The organism is Streptomyces sp. GQFP, assembly GCF_021545335.1.
Classification (GTDB): Bacteria; Actinomycetota; Actinomycetes; order Streptomycetales; family Streptomycetaceae; genus Streptomyces.
Genome location: NZ_CP089312.1, coordinates 7,657,096 through 7,674,742, shown reverse-complemented (window position 1 = coordinate 7,674,742; position 17,647 = coordinate 7,657,096). Strand labels below are relative to the sequence as shown.

General features: G+C 69.8%; 15 protein-coding genes. 10 read left to right on the top strand and 5 right to left on the bottom strand.

Going from position 1 to position 17,647, the window contains the following annotated elements; translation table 11 throughout:
• Positions 1-93: 93 nt before the first annotated feature.
• Positions 94-2,496 carry an ABC transporter permease gene (locus LUX31_RS34710; RefSeq protein ID WP_235479260.1) on the bottom strand — a complete coding sequence of 801 codons (2,403 nt, stop codon included), beginning with the start codon at positions 2,494-2,496 and terminating at the stop codon, positions 94-96.
• On the bottom strand, positions 2,493-3,185 hold the full coding sequence (locus tag LUX31_RS34705) for an ABC transporter ATP-binding protein (RefSeq protein WP_235479259.1): 693 nt from the start codon (positions 3,183-3,185) through the stop codon (positions 2,493-2,495). The genes LUX31_RS34710 and LUX31_RS34705 overlap by 4 nt, the downstream gene beginning before the upstream one ends.
• Before the next feature lie 234 nt (positions 3,186-3,419).
• Between LUX31_RS34705 and LUX31_RS34700 the strand changes: the two genes are divergently transcribed.
• From LUX31_RS34700 to LUX31_RS34690, 3 genes are all read left to right on the top strand, one after another.
• Positions 3,420-4,844, top strand: coding sequence for a sensor histidine kinase (locus tag LUX31_RS34700; protein WP_235479258.1), 1,425 nt, complete (start codon positions 3,420-3,422; stop codon positions 4,842-4,844).
• Complete coding sequence (locus tag LUX31_RS34695) at positions 4,841-5,554, top strand: response regulator (RefSeq protein ID WP_235480163.1); 714 nt, start codon at positions 4,841-4,843, stop codon at positions 5,552-5,554. Before LUX31_RS34700 ends, LUX31_RS34695 begins: the two co-directional genes overlap by 4 nt.
• 99 nt (positions 5,555-5,653) lie before the next feature.
• The gene (locus LUX31_RS34690; protein WP_235479257.1) at positions 5,654-5,860 is read left to right on the top strand and encodes a hypothetical protein; all 207 of its coding nucleotides are present in this window, start codon (positions 5,654-5,656) and stop codon (positions 5,858-5,860) included.
• Between the two features lie 20 nt (positions 5,861-5,880).
• Here LUX31_RS34690 and LUX31_RS34685 read toward each other — a convergent pair whose 3' ends face one another.
• The 3 genes from LUX31_RS34685 to LUX31_RS34675 all read right to left on the bottom strand — a co-directional run bounded on the left by LUX31_RS34685 (position 5,881) and on the right by LUX31_RS34675 (position 9,075).
• Complete coding sequence (locus LUX31_RS34685; RefSeq protein WP_235479256.1) at positions 5,881-6,492, bottom strand: LysE family translocator; 612 nt, start codon at positions 6,490-6,492, stop codon at positions 5,881-5,883.
• An 88-nt stretch (positions 6,493-6,580) separates the two neighbouring features.
• A complete protein-coding gene (locus tag LUX31_RS34680) occupies positions 6,581-7,498 on the bottom strand; it encodes a DUF4394 domain-containing protein (protein ID WP_235479255.1) in 918 nt (305 codons plus the stop codon).
• Between the two features lie 194 nt (positions 7,499-7,692).
• On the bottom strand, positions 7,693-9,075 hold the full coding sequence (locus LUX31_RS34675; protein ID WP_235479254.1) for a glycine--tRNA ligase: 1,383 nt from the start codon (positions 9,073-9,075) through the stop codon (positions 7,693-7,695).
• Between the two features lie 163 nt (positions 9,076-9,238).
• Between LUX31_RS34675 and LUX31_RS34670 the strand changes: the two genes are divergently transcribed.
• From LUX31_RS34670 to LUX31_RS34640, 7 genes are all read left to right on the top strand, one after another.
• Positions 9,239-10,198 carry a metal ABC transporter solute-binding protein, Zn/Mn family gene (locus tag LUX31_RS34670; protein WP_235479253.1) on the top strand — a complete coding sequence of 320 codons (960 nt, stop codon included), beginning with the start codon at positions 9,239-9,241 and terminating at the stop codon, positions 10,196-10,198.
• A gap of 34 nt (positions 10,199-10,232) precedes the next feature.
• On the top strand, positions 10,233-11,000 hold the full coding sequence (locus LUX31_RS34665) for a metal ABC transporter ATP-binding protein (protein ID WP_235479252.1): 768 nt from the start codon (positions 10,233-10,235) through the stop codon (positions 10,998-11,000).
• The gene (locus LUX31_RS34660; protein WP_235479251.1) at positions 11,000-11,902 is read left to right on the top strand and encodes a metal ABC transporter permease; all 903 of its coding nucleotides are present in this window, start codon (positions 11,000-11,002) and stop codon (positions 11,900-11,902) included. Before LUX31_RS34665 ends, LUX31_RS34660 begins: the two co-directional genes overlap by 1 nt.
• A 59-nt stretch (positions 11,903-11,961) precedes the next feature.
• Positions 11,962-12,381 (top strand): Fur family transcriptional regulator, encoded by a 420-nt coding sequence (locus LUX31_RS34655; RefSeq protein ID WP_235479250.1) that lies wholly within the window; start codon positions 11,962-11,964, stop codon positions 12,379-12,381.
• Positions 12,382-12,479: 98 nt separating this feature from the next.
• Complete coding sequence (locus tag LUX31_RS34650) at positions 12,480-13,661, top strand: MFS transporter (RefSeq protein WP_235479249.1); 1,182 nt, start codon at positions 12,480-12,482, stop codon at positions 13,659-13,661.
• Between the two features lie 219 nt (positions 13,662-13,880).
• On the top strand, positions 13,881-16,343 hold the full coding sequence (locus tag LUX31_RS34645) for a M4 family metallopeptidase (protein WP_235479248.1): 2,463 nt from the start codon (positions 13,881-13,883) through the stop codon (positions 16,341-16,343).
• A 182-nt stretch (positions 16,344-16,525) separates the two neighbouring features.
• Positions 16,526-17,635, top strand: a complete 1,110-nt coding sequence (locus tag LUX31_RS34640) for an alpha/beta hydrolase (RefSeq protein WP_235479247.1) — start codon at positions 16,526-16,528, stop codon at positions 17,633-17,635.
• Positions 17,636-17,647 lie beyond the last annotated feature (12 nt).

Sequence of the window (17,647 nt, the reverse complement as noted above, 5' to 3'; positions counted from 1 at the left end):
GGTGTTGGGTGCGGGTGCGTTGTGGCTGGTCGCGCAGTTCCCCGCGCCCCTGGCGGGAGCGCCCCTTCGGGGCGGCTCCCGGCCCCTTCTTCCTTACTCCGTCCGCAGCGCCGTCGCCGTGCGTGACCTCGCCGCCCAGCCCGCCGGGAGTAGTGCGCCGAGCAGGGCGATCGTGATGCCTGCCAGGCCCAGTAGGGCCAGTTGCCAGAGGTCGTACACGTCCAGGATCGACGGTGGTAGTTCCGTGCCTGCCGCGTGGCCCATCAGGGGGAGGACCATGCCGTGCAGGGCGAAGCCTGTGGGTACGCCGATCAGGCCGCCCAGGATGCCTATGGCGGTCACCGAGGCCAGTACGAGGGTGATCGTCTGGCGTGGGGTCATGCCGAGGGCCTTGCAGACGCCCAGGTCGTGGACTCGCTCCCGGGTGTCCAGGACCACCGAGTTGAGGACGCCCATGCCGGCCACGGAGACCAGCATCAGGGTGAGCAGGGCCGCCATGGACTGCAGGATGATCACGAAGTTGTCCTGTCCGGAGGAGGCGTTGGCCATCGCGTCGCCGCCCAGGGGCCGGACGGCCTCGGCCAGCTTCTGGGCGTACTCGCCGGGAGAGACGCCCGGTTTCACCTCTACGAGGAACATCCGGGGCTCGGTTCCGGGGAAGTCGGCGATGTTCGCGTGGAGTTGGAGCCCGCCGTCCGACGTGTCGAAGGCCTCGCCGACGATCCGCAGGGTGCGGGTGTGTCCCTCGTAGGTCATCCGCAGCGAATCGCCGATCCGGGTGCCTGTTCGTTTCAGGTAGCCGGAGCCCACTACCACCTGACCCGCGCCGTCGAGCCAGTGTCCGGAGAGCATCTCGTAGCTGCCGGTCCGGGTGTCTCCCTGGTAGAGGCTGGCCGGGACCGCGCCGGTGATCCCGGCCACCGAGGCGTCGTTCTTCGTCATGGCGTAGTAGGAGGCGGTGCCTGTCTGTGCCTCGACGGCCGCGCGTATGGCGGCCGGGTCGGCGGCCGGGGCCTCGGGTGTCTCGTTCTCCGTACGGCGGGTGCCGCCGGGGCCGGCCGACGGCCCGACGCCACCGCCGGCGAACACGGTGACCTCGGCGCGCTCCTCCGGGTCGGCCGCCGCGCTGACCGCCGTCAGGGACGCGGTCAGGCCCACCGCGAAGGTCGCCGCGACCGTGCCGAAGGTCACCGCGAGCAGCATCGCGACCGTGCGGACCGGGTGTGCGAAGGGGCTCGCGAGGCCGTACGTCACCGCGCGCGGCAGCGGCAGCCGTCCCGCCGCCCGGTGGGCCCACTGGCCGCGTCCGGTGCGGGGCGCCCTGCCCACCGCGATGGCCTCGACCGTACGCAGCCGCCCGGCGCGCAGGGCGGGGATCAGCGCGGCGACCCCGACGACCAGCAGCGCGCCGCCCGCCACCACGACGTCCACCCACCAGGCGACGCTCAGGCTGGCGGTGCCGTACGCCTGCTCGGTGTCGTCGAGGAGCGGTACAGCGAGCAGGTTGCCGAGGACGACGCCCAGCCCGATCCCGACGGCCGCCGGGATCAACGCCTGGGCCACATAGGCGCGTACGACCTCGCGCGGGGTGAAGCCGACGGCCTTGAGGATGCCGATCCTGCGCAGGCTCGATCCGACCGCGCCGCTGGTCACGCTGGAGACGATGATCACCGACATGACGATGCCGAGGATGCCGAAGGCGACGAGGAAGGGGATGGTCGGCGCCGCGCCCTGGTCCGCGTCCCGCTTGGTCTCCAGGTACGACCGGCTGCTGAGCAGCGCGCCGGACGGTACGGCCGCGGTGATCCGCTGACGGCCGGCGATCACTTGTTTGTCCGTACCGGCCGCGTCGAAGCGGTAGAGCACCTGGCTCGTGAGCGGGGTGTCCGCCGACGCCAGTGCCCTGGCCTGGGCGGGGGTCGTCCACACGTCGGCGGTTCTGCTGACCGAGACGGCGAAGCCGACGATCGTCAGGGTCGGGCTGTCGGCGGCGTCCGTGGCCCTGAGCGTGGAGCCGAGGCCGAGGTTGGGGCCGTCGAACTCCGCGTTCAGCACGATCTCGCCCGGCTTCGCCGCCCACCGGCCGGACTTGAGGTCCAGCTCGTCCACGTCGGCCCCTGGCGCGGACCGTCCGACGAGGGTCAGCGTCGGCAGGTGTCCGTTCGCCGAGTCCACCGGCTGGATCGTAGTGGCCGGGTAGGGCCCGGCCGTCGCGGTGACGCCCTCCAGCTCCCCGGTCGCCTCGATCTGCGCCTCGGTCGCCTTGGCCGGATCGAACTGGACGGTCAGATGCGCGCCGTGCTGCTGCGCGAAGGCGTGGTCGAAGGGCCGGTTCGCGGCGACGACGAGCGATCCGGCGACCACCGCCGACGCCACGGCCATCATCGTGGCCACGGCGATCACCACGGTCTGTACGCGCCGCCGGCCCACCCCCGACCGTACGACCCGGCCGAGCGCACCGCCCCCGAAGCCGATCGAACGGAGCCGGCGGATCATCGGACGGCCTCCGCCCGCGTGTCCAGGGCCAGATGACCGTCGACCAGCTGGATCGTGCGGCTCGCGCACGACTCGGCGAGCGCCAGGTCGTGGGTGACCAGCACGATGGTCTGCCCGCCCCGGTGCAGCTCGACCAGCAGCTCCCGTACGTCCTGGCCGGACGCGGTGTCGAGGGCGCCGGTCGGTTCGTCGGCGAGCAGCAGCGCGGGGCGGTTGACCAGTGCGCGGGCGACCGCGACCCGCTGGCGTTCACCGCCGGAGAGCCGGCCCGGATAGGCGCGGGCGTGCTTCTGGATGCCGAGCACCTCCATGAGTTCCCCGGCGCGGGCGGCGGTCTCGCGCCGTGCGGTTCCCCGCAGTTGGGCGGGGAGCTGGATGTTGTCGGTGACGGTGAGGTCGTCGAGGAGGTTGAAGAACTGGAAGACCATGCCGATCTGTTCGCGGCGGAACCGGGCCAACGCGTGCTCGGTCAGGTCGTCGAGCCGTCGGTCGGCCACGGTCACACTGCCCTCGGTCGCCCGGTCCAGGCCCGCGACAAGGTTCAGCAGGGTGGACTTGCCGCTGCCGGAGGGGCCGGTCACGGCGAGGGCCTCGCCCTGTTCCACGGAGAGCGTGAGCGGCCCGAGCGCGGGCCTGCCCGCGCTGTCGTAGCGCTTTGCCACGCCGTCGAGTTGGATCACCTGGGTCATGAACTCGCCTGCCCCTACGGTTTGTTGAAGATGTGCGAGGGAGAACTTGCCGGACTCGGCGACCGTAGGGGCGGGCGCTGTCACCGCGCGTCGGCCGCGACACCGACGTCCGGCCCTCCCCGCGGAGGACCCGGCCGTGGGGTCATCCCTGCGAAGTACGCCTGAGGAACGGCTTGTTGATCTGTTCGGTACGGAGGGACGCGGGGCGGGGCGACCCGCCCCCACAATGAGCCGATGGAAACGCCGACGGAGACGGAGTACCGGCGCGCCCGGCATTGGCGTCGTTGGCGTGATTGGCGTGATTGGCGTCGGCAACTGTGGGACGCGCTGCGGCCGGAGCCGAAACCCGCTCCGCTGTCACGGCGGGCGGTACGCGCCGACCTGGCGCTGGCGGTCGTACTGACCGTCGTCGCACTGATCGTCGCGGCGCGCTATCCCGGCGACGGCCCGGTGCGCTTCTTCCCGAAGACCGAGTACGGGTACGGAACCGGAGCCGAGACCGCGCCGGTGGTCCCGCAGCCCCCGGAGTTCCCGCAACCGCCTCCCCGTCCGCCGATCCTGCCGACGGACGACGAGGGCTCCGTCGCGCCCTGGCCCCTGGTCGTCCTGTCGGCGCTGCCGCTGCTGGCCCGGCGCCGGTATCCGCTGGCCGTGTTCGGGGTGGTGCTGGCCGCGGGGCTGGCCACCGGCGACCGCGCCTCCTGGATCACGGTGCTGACCTGCGTCATCGGCGCCTACAGCGCGGTCGCGCACAGCCGTTACCGGGCGGGCGCCCTGGCCGCGCTGGTCGTCGGCGCGGTCCTGGCCGGGGTCGCGTTCCAGCGGGCGGAGCCGATTCTGCCGGGCTGGTCGAGTCCCGGGGTCGTGCTGCTGGTCGCCGGGGTACTGGCCGTGACCGTCCGGTTCGGCCAGCGGCGGCTGGCGGCGGGCCGGGACCGGTTCGCGCGGTTGGAGCGGGCGCAGGAGGAGGCGATGCGGCGGGCTGTCGCGGAGGAACGGGCGCGGATCGCCGCCGAGTTGCACGATGTGGTGACCCACAATGTGAGCGTGATGGTGATCCAGGCCGGGGCGGCACGCAAGGTGATGGACGCGGCGCCCGAACGGTCGAAGGAGGCGTTGCTCGCGGTCGAGGCCGGGGGCAGGGCCGCGATGGCCGAACTCCGGCATGTGATGGGCCTGTTGGCCGCCCCGGACACCGGCGGCCTCCACGACACCCCCGCCGACGGTCTGGAGCCGCAGCCCGGCCTGGACCGGCTCGACGCGCTGACGGAACGGGTGCGGGGCGCCGGGACTCCGGTGTCCGTGGCGGTGACGCTGCCGCCGGACCCGTTGCCGCCCGGGGTGGACCTGACGGCGTACCGCGTGGTGCAGGAGGCGCTGACCAACACGATCAAGCACGCGCCGGGCGCCGATGCCTCCGTCGTGATCGGCTGGACGGACGACTGCCTACAGATAGAGGTAGCCAACACGAGCCCCACCACCCTCAACTCCCCACCGCCGGAAGGCGAGAACAGCGGCACCGGGGGCACCGGGGGAACCGGTCGAGGTCTGATCGGCCTGCGCGAACGCCTGGCGGTCTACGGCGGCGAGCTGATCGCCGGCCCGACCCTCGCCGGCGGCTACCGCATCAGAGCCACAGTCCCGTGGCGGACACCATGACCCACAACCAGTCACCACTGCCACCGCCGCCACCCCTCCGAGCGGTCATCGCCGACGACCAGGCCCTGGTGCGTACGGGGTTCGGGATGATCCTGGCCGCCGACGGCATCGAGGTGACCGCCGAGGCGGCCGACGGGGCGGAGGCGGTGGCGGCCGTACGCCGGACCCGGCCCGATGTCGTCCTGATGGACATCCGGATGCCGGGCATGGACGGCATCGAGGCGACCCGGCGGATCCTCGCAGACGACGCCCCGGAGGCGGCGAGAACCCGCGTCGTGATCCTCACCACCTACGACCTCGACCACTACGTCTACGCGGCCCTCACCGCCGGCGCCTGTGGTTTCCTCCTCAAGGACGTGACCCCCGAGCATCTGGTGGCCGCCGTACGCCTGGTGCAGTCCGGCGACGCCCTGCTCGCGCCGGCGATCACCCGCCGCCTCATCGAACGCTTCGCCCATCGCGAGGCGCCCTCACAGACCACGGCCCGGCACGCCGACCTGTCGGGGCTGACACCCCGTGAACTGGAGGTCCTGCGGCTGCTGGCGACGGGCCTGAGCAACGCCGAGCTGGCGGAACGGCTGTTCCTGAGCCCGACCACGGTCAAGACGCACGTGGGCCGCATCCTCTCCAAACTGGAGCTGCGCGACCGGGTCCAGGCGGTCGTACTCGCCTACGAGACAGGCCTGATCGCCCCCGGGGCCGAAGCCTGACCTATCCGGATCCTGTCAACTCTTCACACAGTCGCCCCCCGTTGATGTTGCTCTTGCTGCACACTCACACCTGCACGCACCTTGGACGCCGGAGAGGTCATGTTGCAGATCAACACGAGCAAGGTGAGCCGCTGGGACCAGCACGGGCGGGAACACGTCGTCCACGTCCAGCGAACCGGAGCACATCGCGTCATGAGCTGCGACACCTGCGGCTGGCGGAAGAAGGTCCAGTTCCTCCCCTGGCTGAAGGCGGAGGAACACCTCGCCGAGGAACACCAGGCGACGGTGGACCCGACGGCGGGCTGAACGCCGTTTCGCGCCCCCGCTCACGCACTCGTCGTCGCCAACTTCGCCCCCAGCACGAGGAACGACCCCGCGAAGGCCCGCCGCAGCCAGGTCATCACGCGCGGCCGTGCCATGACCTGGCTGCGTACGGAGGCGGCGAGGATGCCGTACGCCGCGAAGACCACGAACGTGACCAGCATGAAGACCCCGCCCAGGACGAGCATCGTGACGACCGAGTCGGGGTCGTCGGGGCTCACGAACTGGGGCAGGAACGCGAAGAAGAAGACGGTCAGTTTCGGGTTGAGGAAGTTGATCAGCACGCCCCGGACGATCACCCGCCAGGTGGACCGGGGTGCCGTCTCCTCCGTGACGGCGATCGTCCCCTTCTCCCGGAGCGTGGCCCACGCCATGTACAACAGGTAGGCCACACCGGCGTACTTGAGGATCTGGAAGGCGGTCGCGCTGGTGTGCAGCAGCGCGGCGACCCCGGTCACCGTGGCCAACATGTGCGGCACGCACCCGAGCGTGCAGGCGAAGGCCGCGACGACACTGGCCCGCCGCCCCCGCGACAGCCCGGCGGCAAGCGTGTAGACGACACCGGTACCGGGCGTGACGACCACGACCAGCGTGGTCAGCAGAAAAGCGATGCTCATGGGGGCCAGCCTGCCGCCGGTGGGGCCGGACCTACAGGTCCAATGACCGGCCCCTCAAGAGGACCACTTGCACGACCACTTACGGCGTTCAGCCCTGCCGCAGCGGCAGCGCCAGGTCCACCACCGGGCGGTCGGCGTCGAACGTACCCGCGCGCTGCACCGAGCCGTTGAGCAGGTTCACCTGGTAGAGGCGCTGGGCGCCGCCCACGCGCAGGACCGCGTAGCCGGTGTTCGTGCCGGAGCGGTTGGAGCTGTAGATGTCGAAGCCGGCGCCCGCCGGAGCCGCGTCGACGCCCAGCTTGCCCGTGGGGGCGAGGTTGCCGGCGTTCGCCGGGGACTGGATCGAGACCTGGTCGTTGACGGTGTCGACGTCGAACAGGGTGGTGGCCGTCGTCGCGTCCAGGTCGTTGTTCGTGTACGCGGCCGCCGTGACGCCCGTCGCCGTCGCACCCGAAGTCGCGGGCGGGACCGGCGGGTTGGTCAGGACGCCGTCCGTCGCCGTCGTACCGGCGGCCGGTGCGCCCGCCGGGTCGTCGATGTTGTGGCGGAGGTTCTGGCCGGTGTCGCTGATGACCCGGAGCCGGTTGGCGGCGGGGTTGAAGTCGACGCCGAAGCTGCTCCCCTGCAACGGAACGCTCAGCTGGGAGACCTTGGTCGCCTTGGCGCCGATCTCCCGGACGGTGTAGATGCCACCCCGGTCGCCGACGCCGTACAGCTTGTTGTTCTGGACGCGGTAGTCGATACCGATGAGCCGGGTGTCACCGTGCAGCCCGTTCACCTTGCCGAGCGGCACGGCCCGCCCGGGCCGGTCGACCCGGAAGGTGACGAGCCGCTGGTCGGCGGTGAGCCCAACGGCGTTGAGCCGCCCGCCCGTTGCCTGCCCGCTCACTCCGGCGGACTGAACACCGACGTTGGACGACGAGGCCGCCTCGTCCGCGGCCTCACACCCGACCACCCCGATCGCCAGAGCCATCGTGGCAACGCCGATCACTGCTTGCTTACGCATGGTGCCCCCGAGAGGTCAGCGCCGCCCGCACCCTGCGAGCCGCGTATGACCTGTCCTTCGGAGCCCCAAGTGTCCCGGATGGGCGAAACCCCGGTTTCGTTACGTCTGTTACGCCCGTAACGAATCCGGGGTATCTGGAGCGCCCCAAAGGGGCGCGGGGAACTGCGCGACCAGCCCCCACCGGCCCGCGGCTACTAACAGCCAATAAGCCGCTGAGCCAAGTAACCCTCGATCTGGTCCAGCGACACGCGTTCCTGCTTCATGGTGTCCCGCTCACGAACAGTCACCGCGTTGTCATCCAACGTGTCAAAGTCCACCGTCACACAGAACGGCGTACCGATCTCGTCCTGACGCCGGTAACGCCGACCAATGGCCCCCGCGTCGTCGAACTCGATGTTCCAGTTCTGACGCAGCGCGGAAGCGAGACCCTTCGCCTTCGGCGACAGCTCCGGGTTACGCGACAGCGGCAGCACCGCGACCTTGACCGGCGCCAAGCGCGGGTCCAGCCGCAGCACCGTCCGCTTCTCCATCTTGCCCTTGGCGTTCGGCGCCTCGTCCTCGACGTACGCGTCGAGCAGGAACGCCAGCATCGCGCGGCCGACACCGGCCGCCGGCTCGATGACGTACGGCGTCCAGCGCTCCTGGGCCTCCTGGTCGAAGTACGACAGGTCCTGGCCGGAGGCCTTCGCGTGGGCCGACAGGTCGAAGTCCGTGCGGTTGGCGACGCCCTCCAGCTCACCCCACTCGTTGCCGCCGAACTGGAAGCGGTACTCGATGTCCGCGGTGCGCTTCGAGTAGTGCGAGAGCTTCTCCGCCGGGTGGTCGTACCAGCGCATGTTCTCCTCGCGGAGACCGAGGCCGGTGTACCAGTTCCAGCGCTCCCCCATCCAGTACTCCTGCCACTTCTCGTCCTCGCCCGGCTTGACGAAGAACTCCATCTCCATCTGCTCGAACTCACGGGTACGGAAGATGAAGTTGCCGGGCGTGATCTCGTTGCGGAACGACTTGCCCATCTGGGCGATGCCGAACGGCGGCTTGCGGCGCGAAGTGGTCTGCACCTGGGAGAAGTTGGTGAAGATGCCCTGGGCGGTCTCCGGGCGCAGGTACGCGACCGAGCCCGAGTCCTGGGTCGGGCCGAGGTGCGTCGACAACAGACCCGAGAACTGCTTGGGCTCGGTGAACTGGCCCTTGTTGCCGCAGTTGGGGCAGTTGATGTCGGCGAGGCCGTTGGCGGGCGTACGGCCGTGCTTGGCCTCGTACGCCTCCTCCAGGTGGTCGGCGCGGTAGCGCTTGTGACAGGAGGTGCACTCGGTGAGCGGGTCGGAGAAGGTGGCGACGTGGCCGGAGGCCACCCAGACCTCGGGGGCCAGGATGACGGACGAGTCGATGCCGACGACGTCCTCGCGCGACGTCACCATGTAGCGCCACCACTGGCGCTTGAGGTTCTCCTTCAGCTCGACACCCAGTGGTCCGTAGTCCCAGGCGGCGCGCTGGCCGCCGTAGATCTCACTGCAGGGGAAAACGAAGCCACGGCGCTTGCTCAGGCTGACGATGGTGTCGATCTTGTCGGCGGCCACGATGCTCTCTTCATTACGAACGGACGGCGCGAATGCTTCAGGTTACCGGCGGGGGCCGCCCCCCAATCAAATCGGTTCCGGCCAGAGCCCTTGAGGGCACTCCGGGCCTGCCCTTTTGCCCGCTTGTTGACAATCGTTTCCAGAATCATTGAAAATGACTGTCATGAACGTACGACGAGTCATATCGGGCACCGCGATCGCGGCGGCCACCGCGCTCGGCCTCGGCGCCCTGTCCGCCTGCTCCTCGGATTCGAGCGCTTCCGACCGGAACGTCACCGGGCAGCTCGACGTCGTGGCGTCGTTCTATCCGATGCAGTACCTGGCCGAGCAGATAGGCGGCAGGCATGTCTCCATCAGCACGCTGACCGAGCCCGGCCAGGAGCCGCACGACCTGGAGATCAGCGCCAAGCAGACCGCGCAGCTCCAGGAGGCCGACGCGGTCCTGTATCTCAAGGGCCTCCAGCCCGCCGTCGACGAGGCGGTGTCGCAGTCCGAGGCGAAGACGAAGATCGACGCGGCGACCCTCACCACCCTTGAGGACCACGGCAGCACCGAGCACAGCCACGAGGGTGAGGAAGCACACTCCGACGAGGACGCGTCCGCTCTCGACCCGCACGTCTGGCTCGACCCGGTGAAGTACGCCGAGATCGCCGACGGGGTGTCCGCCGCCTTCCAGAAGGCCGATCCGACCAACGCGGCGGAATACAAGCTGAACACCAAGGCGTTGACCGCCAAGCTGACCTCGCTCGACACCTCGTTCGAGGACGGTCTGAAGAACACCGCGTCGAAGGTGTTCTTCACCAACCACGCGGCCTTCGGCTACCTCGCCGAGCGCTACGGCCTGACCCAGGAGGCCATCGCCGGGGTCGACCCGGAGAGCGAGCCGAGTGCCGCGCGGATGAAGGAGCTCCAGCAGGAGGCGAAGGCGGACGGAGTGACGACCGTCTTCTACGAGACACTGGTCTCCGACAAGACCGCGAAGACCCTCGCCGAGGACGCGAACCTCAAGACGGACGTCCTCGATCCGCTGGAGGGCATCACGGAGAAGTCCCGGGGCGACGACTACATCGCGGTCATGGAGGCCAACCTCAAGGCCCTCCAGACGGCTCTGGGCGCCAAGTAAGCGGTAAGTGATGATCGTTACGGAGGATGCAGGCATGGGCGAGCCCGTCATTTCCCTGCGCGGCGTACGCGCCGAGCTGGGCTCGCGCCCGGTTCTGCGGGGCATCGACCTCACCGTGGGTCGCGGTGAGGTCGTCGCGCTGCTCGGCGCCAACGGCTCCGGCAAGTCGACCGCGATCCGCACGATCATCGGCCAAGTGCCGGTCAGCGAGGGCGAGATCGAGCTGTTCGGCGTCCCCCGGCGCCGCTTCACGGACTGGCGGCGCGTGGGTTACGTACCGCAGCGGACGACCGCTGCCGGAGGCGTGCCCGCGACGATCACCGAGATCGTCGCCTCGGGGCGGCTCTCCCGTGCCCGCTTCGGGATGCTGCGCAAGGCCGATCACGCGGCCGTCCAGCGGGCCATCGCGCTCGTCGGCCTCGCGGACCGCGCGAAGGACTCGGTGGACGCGCTCTCCGGCGGCCAGCACCAGCGCGTACTGATCGCCCGTGCCCTCGCCGCCGAACCCGAGCTGCTGATCATGGACGAGCCGATGGCGGGCGTCGACCTGGCGAGCCAGGAGGTGCTGGCGCGGACGCTCAGGGAGCAGGTGGCGCAGGGTGCGACGGTGCTGCTCGTGCTGCACGAACTCGGGCCGCTGGAGCCGCTGATCGACCGGGCCGTCGTACTGCGCGACGGGTGCGTGCTGCACGACGGGCCGCCCCCGCAGGCCGTCGGACAGCACGCGCTGCCCGGTCACGACCACGTACACCCGCACGCGGCTCACGACGCCGAACCGATCCGGACGGGACTGCTGAGCTGATGGAATTCCTCGACTACGCCTTCATGCAGCGGGCGCTGCTGGCCGCGGTCCTCGTCGGCATCACGGCCCCCGCCATCGGCATCTACCTCGTCCAGCGCCGCCAGGCGCTCATGGGCGACGGCATCGGCCATGTCGCGATGACCGGCGTCGGCCTCGGCTTCCTGCTGAACACCTCACCGGTGTGGATGGCGACGGGCGTCTCCGTCGTCGGCGCCGTGATGATGGAACTCATCCGCTGGTACGGCAGGACACGCGGCGACATCGCCCTCGCGATGCTGTTCTACGGCGGTATGGCCGGCGGCGTGATGTTCATCAACCTCGCGCCGACGGGCTCCAACGCCAACCTGACCTCGTATCTCTTCGGGTCCCTGTCCACGGTCAGCGAGTCCGACGTGACCGCGATCTGTGTCCTCGCGGCCCTCGTGGTGTTGGTCACCATCGGGCTGCGACGGCAGCTCTTCGCGGTCAGCCAGGACGAGGAGTTCGCCCGGGTGACCGGGCTGCCGGTCAGGGCTCTCAACCTCCTTACCGCGATCACGGCGGCCGTCACCGTGACCGTCGCCATGCGTGTTGTCGGGTTGCTGCTGGTCAGCGCCCTGATGGTGGTTCCCGTGGCCGCCGCCCAGCAGCTCACCCGGAGCTTCGCGGCGACCTTCGCCGTCGCCGTCGCGATCGGGGTGTCCGTGACGATCGGCGGGACGGTGACCTCGTACTACCAGGACGTGCCGCCCGGCGCGACAATTGTGCTGCTGACCATCGGCGCGTTCATCGCGCTGACCGCGCTCGCGACACCCCTGGCCCGGCGCCGGGCCCGTGCCGCGGCCGCCTCGCAGTCGGCCGGGGACCCGGCGGAGTGTGTGATTCCGGCCAGCAGGGAGGCCGCCGGCAAGGCGGGCGTCTGACCGCGCACAGTCCGGGCTGGCACAATGGCCCGGCAAGCGCGGACGTAAGGAGAACAACGGTGACGACGGCCGGCCCGCCCGTTAAGGGACGATCCACCCGCCAGCGTGCCGCTGTGGCGGCGGCGCTGGACGAGGTCGACGAGTTCCGCAGTGCCCAGGAACTCCACGACATGCTCAAGCACAAGGGCGACTCGGTCGGTCTGACGACCGTCTACCGCACGTTGCAGTCCCTGGCGGACGCGGGTGAGGTGGATGTCCTGCGGACGTCGGACGGGGAGTCGGTGTACCGCCGCTGCTCGACCGGCGAGCACCATCACCACCTGGTCTGCCGTGTGTGCGGCAAGGCTGTGGAGGTGGAGGGGCCCGCTGTGGAGAAGTGGGCGGAGGCGATCGCTGTGGAGCACGGATATGTGAACGTGGCTCATACGGTGGAGATCTTCGGGACCTGTGTGGAGTGCTCTGCGGCTGCGCAGAAGTAGGTTTCGGTCGGTACTTCGTCTGCGGGAGCGTTGTGGCTGGTCGCGCAGTTCCCCGCGCCCCTAAAAGCGGGGCGCGACCTGGCACCGTCTCTCTAGGAATGCCGTTTCGATGGCTTTGGGGGGCCTACGCCACCAGTCTTTTCGGGACCTGGGTGGCCTTTGACGCCTTCCCCCTGATCGCTGTGCTCGTGTTGCATGTCGGGCCCGCCCAGGTGTCGTTGTTGGCTGCTGTTGGGGTGGCTGTCGGGGCTCTGGTGGCTGTGCCGCTCGGGCCCTGGGTGGAGTTTCGGCGGAAGCGGCCCGTGATGGTCGCGATGGATCTGGTGCGGTGTGGGGCGTTGCTCACCGTGCCCGTTGCCTACGCGCTCGGGGTGCTGTCCTTCGGGCAGCTCGTGATCGTGGCTGTCGTTGTCGCCGCTGCCGACATCACCTTCACCGCTGCCAGCGGGGCCTGTCTCAAAGGGTTGCTGCCGCCCTCCCAACTCCTTGTCGCCAATGGGCGGTTCGAGTCCACGATGTGGACGGCGAGTGTGCTCGGGCCGCCGCTCGGCGGAGCCGCCATAGGGCTGCTCGGGCCGGTGACCACGGTGGTGGCGAACGCGGCGAGTTTCCTGTTGTCGGCGGTCGGTATCCGGGCGATGGGTGGGGACGAGCCCCGTCCCGAGGGGGTGCGCAAGGCGGGGCTGCGGGTCGGGGATCTGCTCGACGGGTGGCGGTTCATTCTGGCCGATCCCGCACTGCGGGCCCTGTTCCTCAACACCGTGCTGGTCAGCGGGCTGATCATGGCGACCGCGCCTCTGGTCGCCGTCCTCATGCTCGGCGACCTCGGCTTCGCGCCCTGGCAGTACGCGCTCGCCTTCGCCGTGCCCTGCCTCGGCGGTCTCGTCGGGTCACGGCTGTCACGGCCGCTCGTGGCGCGGTACGGGCAGCGCCGGATCATGCTCACCTTCGGGACACTGCGCGTGTGCTGGCCGGTCGGGATGGTGTTCCTGCACAGCGGCACGACCGGGCTCGTCCTCGTGATGGGCGTGCAGTTCGGGCTGATCGCCTGCATGGGCGTCTTCAACCCGGTGTACGCCACCTACCGGCTCCAGCACACACCGGCGGACCGGGTCGCCCGTACCCTCTCCGCCTGGTCGGTCTCCAGCAAGCTGACCGTCGCCGCGCTCACCGCGCTGTGGGGACTGCTGGCGGCCCTCACCACGCCCCTCGCCGCCATCGGGGCCGCGGGCGTCCTGATCCTCGCAACTCCCCTGCTGCTGCCCCGTACAGAGGCCTGAAAGCGCCCTAGAGGGTTCCTGTCGCGCGCAGAGGGATAACCCTTGACCTCTTAACTTTTGATGACATGAACTCCTCAACACTGCCACTCTTCCGGCAGCCGTCCCCCACGTCTCAGGCACACATCCCGCACTGCTCAGCTCATCCCGGGCAGCACACCCCCGTCCGCCCGGTTCTGTTTCCGGCCGTTGAAGGCGCGGCCGTCGCAGGAGGAGTTTCGAGTGAGACGAACGTCCAGCAACACCCCCCACAGATCCGGCCGCACCCAGGCCCTCCGCTCCCGCAAGGCCACCGCCGCAGGCGCCCTGCTCGCCACCGCGACCCTGCTGGCCGTCGGTGTCCAGACGGTCCCGGCCGCCGCCAAGCCCGCGCCCGCGGCCCCCAGTCCCCTGCGCGCCGGCGCCCTGGCCGCGGACCTCACGCCCGCCCAGCGCACCGCGCTGATCAGGAGCGCCGAGCAGAAGGTGACGCGGACCGCCGGGGCCCTGGGCCTCGGCGCCCAGGAGAAGCTGGTCGTCAAGGACGTCGCCAAGGACACCGACGGCACCCTCCACACCCGCTACGAGCGCACGTACGCCGGTCTGCCGGTCCTCGGCGGCGACCTCGTCGTGCACACCCCTGCGGGCAGCACCGGCACGGTCGGTACGACCTTCAACACCAAGCGCGCCATCAAGGTCGCCTCGACCACGGCGGAGGTGGCCAAGAGCGCCGCCGAGACGAAGGCCCTCAAGGCCGCCGCGGAACACGTCGAGGCTGCATCGTCCAAAGAGGGTGCCGCCGCCAAGCCCGCCGCCGACAGCGCGCGCAAGGTGATCTGGGCCGGGCAGGGCACCCCCACCCTCGCCTGGGAGACCGTGGTCACCGGTCTCCAGCACGACGGCACCCCGAGCCGGCTGCACGTCATCACGGACGCCACGACCGGCGCGGAGCTGTACCAGTTCGAGGACGTCAAGACCGGCACCGGCAACAGCCAGTACAGCGGCACGGTCACCATCGGGACCACGCTGTCCGGTTCGACGTACCAGCTGAACGACACCACGCGCGGTGCCGCGAAGACGTACAACCTCAACAACGGCACGTCCGGCACCGGCACGTTGATGACCGACTCGGACGACGTGTGGGGCACGGGCTCCGGGTCCAACACCCAAACCGCGGGCGTGGACGCGCACTTCGGCGCGCAGACCACGTGGGACTTCTACAAGAACACCTTCAGCCGGAGCGGCATCAAGAACGACGGCGTGGCCGCCTACTCGCGCGTCCACTACAGCACGGCGTACGTCAACGCCTTCTGGGACGACGACTGTTTCTGCATGACGTACGGCGACGGTGACGGCGGCACGAAGGCGCTCACCTCGCTCGACATCGCCGGGCACGAGATGACGCACGGTGTGACCTCCAACACCGCGAACCTCAACTACTCCGGTGAATCAGGCGGGTTGAACGAGGCGACCTCCGATATCTTCGGCACTGGCGTCGAGTTCTACGCGGCCAACTCGTCCGACGTCGGCGACTACCTGGTCGGCGAGGAAGTCGACATCAACGGCGACGGTACGCCGCTGCGTTACATGGACGAGCCCGACAAGGACGGCTCCTCCTACGACAGTTGGTACTCCGGCATCGGCAACGTGGACGTCCACTACTCCTCGGGCCCGGCGAACCACATGTTCTACCTGCTCTCCGAGGGCAGCGGCTCCAAGACCATCAACGGCGTCACCTACAACAGCCCGACCTCCGACGGTGTCGCCGTCGCGGGCATCGGCCGGGCCGCCGCGCTGCAGATCTGGTACCGGGCGCTGACGACGTACATGACGTCCAGCACGACGTACGCCCAGGCGCGCACCGCCGCGCTGAACGCCGCCGCGGACCTCTACGGCAGCAGCTCCGCGCAGTACGCGGGTGTCGGCAACGCCTTCGCAGGCGTCAACGTCGGCTCCCACATCACCGTGCCGACGACCGGCGTGACGGTCACCAACCCGGGCAGCCAGTCCTCGACGGTGGGCACTGCGGTGAGCCTGTCGATCACGGCGAGCAGCACGAACTCCGGCTCGCTGACGTACGCGGCCACCGGCCTGCCGACGGGCCTGTCGATCAGCAGCTCCACGGGTGTCATTTCCGGCACCCCGACCACGGCAGGCACGTACAGCAGCGTGGTCACGGTGACCGACAGCACGGGTGCGACCGGTACGGCGTCCTTCACCTGGACGGTCAGCGCGACCGGCGGCGGCTCCTGCACCTCGGCGCAGCTGCTGGGCAACCAGGGCTTCGAGTCCGGCAACACCACATGGACCGCGACCAGCGGTGTCATCACCAGCTCCAGCAGCCAGGCGGCGCGTACCGGCTCCTACAAGGCCTGGCTCGACGGCTACGGCTCGACGCACACCGACACGCTCTCCCAGTCGGTGACGATCCCGAGCGGCTGCACGGGCACGACGTTCACGTTCTACATCCACATCGACACGGCCGAGACCACCACCAGCACGCAGTACGACAAGCTGACGGTGACGGCCGGTTCGACAACCCTGGCCACCTACTCCAACCTCAACGCGGCCAGCGGGTATGTCGCGAAGTCGCTGAGCCTGTCGGCCTACGCGGGGACCACGGTCGCCCTGAAGTTCACGGGCGTCGAGGACTCCTCGCTCCAGACGAGCTTCGTGATCGACGACACGGCGGTCACGACCAGCTGAGCCACCCCCCACGGGTAACGACAGTGGCACCCGGCGCGTTTCCGGCGCCGGGTGCCACTCGCTTCCCCAACATGATCGTGCACGATCTAATATTGCGAGAGTTACTTGTGAGCGATTAAGTGGCGGGCTACTCTTCCCGTGTCCTGACGACGACAACGTCGACGACGCCAAGGAGCAGCCGCATGTCCTCCCACTCCCGCAAGCCCTTCACGCGCCGCAAGGCAGCGATCGGCGTGGTTCTCCCCCTGACCCTGTGCTCGGCCCTCGCGTTAGCCGTCAACGGGTTCGCGACCACGTCGTCCAAACCCGAGCGGTCCGCGTCCGACGCGGCCGGGAAGAACGCCGTGGTGCTCGAGAAGGACGCTCAGGCGTTCCTCGACGCCACCGTCGGCCTCCCGCCCTTCCGCGACCTCTCCGCCGCCGAAGCCCGCAAGATCCTGGAGGACGCGCAGTCCGGACCGGTCGACAAGCTCCCCGCGGACATCTCCGAGCGCACCCTGCCCGTCGGTCCCACGGGCGAGGTGTCCATCCGGATCGTCCGGCCCGAGGGGGCCAAGGGGAAGCTCCCCGCGGTGATGTACCTCCACGGCGGGGGCTGGGTCCTGGGCGACGCCGACACCCATGACCGCCTGGTGCGGCAGATCGCGAACGGCGCCCACGCGGCCGTGGTGTTCGTCAACTACAGCCGCTCGCCCGAGGCCCGCTTCCCGATCGCCATCGAGCAGGCCTATGCCGCGACGCGGTGGGTGTCCCAGCACGGGGACGAGATCGGCGTCGACGGGGAGCGGCTCGCGGTCGCCGGTGACAGCGTCGGCGGCAACATGTCCGCGGCCGTCACGCTGATGGCCAAGCAGCGCGGCGGCCCCGCACTGCGCCAGCAGGTCCTCTTCTACCCCGTCACCGACGCGAAGTTCGACACACCCTCGTACAAGCAGTTCGCGAACGGCTTCTTCCTCACCCGCGACAACATGCAGTTCTTCTGGGACTCCTACGCCCCGGACCCCAAGGTCCGCAACGACATCCTCGCCTCCCCGCTGCGGGCGAGCCTCGACCAGCTCAAGGGGCTCCCGAAGGCGCTGGTCGTCACCGGTGAGGCGGACGTCCTGCGTGACGAGGGCGAGGCCTATGCGGCCAAACTGCGCGCCGCCGGCAACGACGTCACCACCATCCGCAACGCGGGCATCACCCACGACTACGTCATGCTCGACGCCCTGAGCAAGACCAACGCCGCGAGGGTGGCCGTCGACCAGGCCACCGCCGCCCTGCGCACCGCGTTCGACACCGAATCCTGACCGCGAGCAGTG

Bases quoted from the DNA above. Each gene is read 5' to 3' on its own strand.
- LUX31_RS34710 (WP_235479260.1), bottom strand. From the start codon at position 2,496: ATGATCCGCCGGCTCCGTTCGATCGGCTTCGGGGGCGGTGCGCTCGGC.
- LUX31_RS34705 (WP_235479259.1), bottom strand. From the start codon at position 3,185: ATGACCCAGGTGATCCAACTCGACGGCGTGGCAAAGCGCTACGACAGC.
- LUX31_RS34700 (WP_235479258.1), top strand. From the start codon at position 3,420: ATGGAAACGCCGACGGAGACGGAGTACCGGCGCGCCCGGCATTGGCGT.
- LUX31_RS34695 (WP_235480163.1), top strand. From the start codon at position 4,841: ATGACCCACAACCAGTCACCACTGCCACCGCCGCCACCCCTCCGAGCG.
- LUX31_RS34690 (WP_235479257.1), top strand. From the start codon at position 5,654: ATGTTGCAGATCAACACGAGCAAGGTGAGCCGCTGGGACCAGCACGGG.
- LUX31_RS34685 (WP_235479256.1), bottom strand. From the start codon at position 6,492: ATGAGCATCGCTTTTCTGCTGACCACGCTGGTCGTGGTCGTCACGCCC.
- LUX31_RS34680 (WP_235479255.1), bottom strand. From the start codon at position 7,498: ATGCGTAAGCAAGCAGTGATCGGCGTTGCCACGATGGCTCTGGCGATC.
- LUX31_RS34670 (WP_235479253.1), top strand. From the start codon at position 9,239: ATGAACGTACGACGAGTCATATCGGGCACCGCGATCGCGGCGGCCACC.
- LUX31_RS34665 (WP_235479252.1), top strand. From the start codon at position 10,233: ATGGGCGAGCCCGTCATTTCCCTGCGCGGCGTACGCGCCGAGCTGGGC.
- LUX31_RS34660 (WP_235479251.1), top strand. From the start codon at position 11,000: ATGGAATTCCTCGACTACGCCTTCATGCAGCGGGCGCTGCTGGCCGCG.
- LUX31_RS34650 (WP_235479249.1), top strand. From the start codon at position 12,480: ATGCCGTTTCGATGGCTTTGGGGGGCCTACGCCACCAGTCTTTTCGGG.
- LUX31_RS34640 (WP_235479247.1), top strand. From the start codon at position 16,526: ATGTCCTCCCACTCCCGCAAGCCCTTCACGCGCCGCAAGGCAGCGATC.